Consider the following 2373-nt stretch of genomic DNA (forward strand, 5'->3'; position numbering starts at 1 on the left):
TCGCTTGGCAGGTGTCAGGCGGCGAGATCGGGATGTTGGTATTGGAAACGGTGTTGAGGATCCGGCGCGAGCACGCGGCGGGGAAAGCCATCAAGGCGATCATGCGAGACCTGCATTTGTCTCGCAAAGTGGTGCGCAAGGCGATCCGGTCGCCGGAGGCGGACATGGGCTACCGGCGGGAGGTTCAGCCGCTGCCGAAGCTGGGGCCGTTCCAGGCGCGGCTGGACGCGCTGCTGGAGGAAGACGAGGCACGGCCGCGGCGCGAGAAGCTGCGCATCACGCGTATCCACGACCTGCTGCTGCGCGAGGGTTTCGACGGCTCGTACGACGCGGTGCGCCGCTATGCGTCCCGCTGGCGCCAGGCCCGGCGTCGCGACGTAATGGATGCGCCGGCGTTCATCCCGCTGCTGTTCCGGCCGGGCGAGGCTTATCAGTTCGACTGGAGCCACGAGGACGTCGAGATCGCGGGCAAGCCGATGCGCGTGAAGGTTGCCCATGTGCGGCTGTGCGCGTCGCGGGTGATATACGTGCGGGCCTATCCTCGTGAGACGCAGGAGATGCTGTTCGACGCGCATGCGCGGGCGTTCGCCTTCTTCGGGGGCGTGCCGACACGCGGCATCTACGACAACATGAAGACGGCGGTGACGAGCGTGTTCACGGGCAAGGAGCGGGTCTTCAACCGGCGGTTCCTGGTCATGGCCAACCACTACATGGTCGAACCGACGGCGTGTTCGCCGGCTGCCGGCTGGGAGAAGGGTCAAGTCGAGAACCAGGTCCAGACGGCGCGCGGCCGGTTCTTCCAGCCGCGCCTGCGCTTTACCAGCATCGAGGAGCTGAACGGCTGGCTGGAGGCGGAGTGTCGGCGCTGGGCGGACATGCACCAGCACCCCGAGCAGAAGGAACTGACGGTTGCCCAAGCCTGGGCTGCCGAGCGTAGCGTGCTCCAGCCGGTCGTCGCGCCCTTCGACGGGTTCTACGAGAGCGAACATGCGGTGAGCGGCACGTGTCTGATAAACTTCGACCGCAACCGCTACTCGGTCATGGCCAAGGCGGTGCGGCGCGCGGTCCAGGTCCGTGCCTATGCCGACCGCATCGTCGTGCGCTGCGACGGTGAGGTCGTAGCCGACCATCCCCGGTTCTTCGGTCGTGACCGGACCATCTACGACCCCTGGCATTATCTGCCGGTGCTGGTGACCAAGCCGGGCGCCCTTCGTAACGGTGCACCATTCCAGGGTTGGGAGCTGCCGCCTGCGCTGTCGCGGCTCCGGCGCAAGCTCGGCGCTGGCGACGATGCCGACCGACGGTTCGTGCGAGTGCTGGCGGCGGTGCTCGACGACGGGCTGGAGGCGGTGGAAGCAGCTGTGCGCGAGGCGCTGCTGGCCGGCGTCACCAGCGACGATGTCATCCTCAACATCCTGGCCCGCAGACGAGAACCGCCACGACCGTTGACCATCGTCACGCCAGAAGACCTGGCGCTGTGCCATCCGCCGCGTGCCGACTGCGGTCGCTACGACAGCCTGAGGGGCCTCCATGCAGCGGCATGAGATGATGACGGCGATGGCGGGGCTCGGCCTCAAGGGCATGGCCGGCGCCTTCGACGAGGCGGTGACCACCGGCCTGCAACGCAAGCGTACGACGATGGAGATCCTGACCGACCTGCTGCGTGCCGAGGCGACCCACCGCCATGCAGCGTCGGTCCGCTACCGAATGTCGGCCGCCAGGCTGCCCGCGGTGAAAGACCTCGACGCCTTCGTCTTCGACGGTACGCCCGTCAACGAGGGCCTGGTACGCTCGCTGCACAGCGGCTCGTTCCTGGCGGGCCAGCGCAACGTCGTGCTGGTCGGTGGAACGGGCACCGGCAAGACACACTTGGCCAGCGCCATCACCGCCAACGTCGTGCGGGCTGGCGCCCGCGGACACTATTTCAACACGGTCGACCTGGTGAACCGGCTCGAGGAGGAGAACCGCCTCGGCAAGGCTGGCACGCTGGCTGCCCAGCTTTCCCGGCTCGACCTCGTGGTGCTCGACGAACTGGGCTATCTGCCGTTCGCCCGCTCGGGCGGTCAGCTGCTCTTCCACCTGGTCAGCAAGCTCTACGAGCGCACCTCGGTCATCGTCACGACGAACCTGGCCTTTGGCGAGTGGCCGACCGTCTTCGGCGACCCCAAAATGACCACCGCGCTGCTCGACCGCATTACCCACCATTGCGATATCGTCGAAACCGGCAACGACAGCTGGCGCTTCAAACACCGCAGCTGACACGCGGGACCACCGGCAGAGGACGCTTCGCGCTGGTTGCGCCTCCGGTCGGGCTACGCCCGCCCTACGCCGCAACCAGCGCGAACGATGCGTCCGTCATATCCGTCACGCCGC

Annotated in this window: 2 protein-coding genes; both read left to right on the top strand. The window is 67.3% G+C overall.

Going from position 1 to position 2373, the window contains the following annotated elements; genetic code table 11:
• Window positions 1-32: 32 nt before the first annotated feature.
• Window positions 33-1544 (top strand): IS21 family transposase, encoded by a 1512-nt coding sequence (istA, locus tag NLI89_RS21500; protein ID WP_254688782.1) that lies wholly within the window; start codon window positions 33-35, stop codon window positions 1542-1544.
• Window positions 1531-2259, top strand: a complete 729-nt coding sequence (istB, locus tag NLI89_RS21505; protein WP_254688781.1) for an IS21-like element helper ATPase IstB — start codon at window positions 1531-1533, stop codon at window positions 2257-2259. Before istA ends, istB begins: the two co-directional genes overlap by 14 nt.
• Window positions 2260-2373 lie beyond the last annotated feature (114 nt).

This window comes from Sphingomonas faeni (assembly GCF_024273235.1).
In the GTDB taxonomy this organism is placed as follows: Bacteria; Pseudomonadota; Alphaproteobacteria; order Sphingomonadales; family Sphingomonadaceae; genus Sphingomonas; species Sphingomonas faeni_A.

Bases quoted from the DNA above. Each gene is read 5' to 3' on its own strand.
- istA (WP_254688782.1), top strand. From the start codon at position 33: ATGTTGGTATTGGAAACGGTGTTGAGGATCCGGCGCGAGCACGCGGCG.
- istB (WP_254688781.1), top strand. From the start codon at position 1,531: ATGCAGCGGCATGAGATGATGACGGCGATGGCGGGGCTCGGCCTCAAG.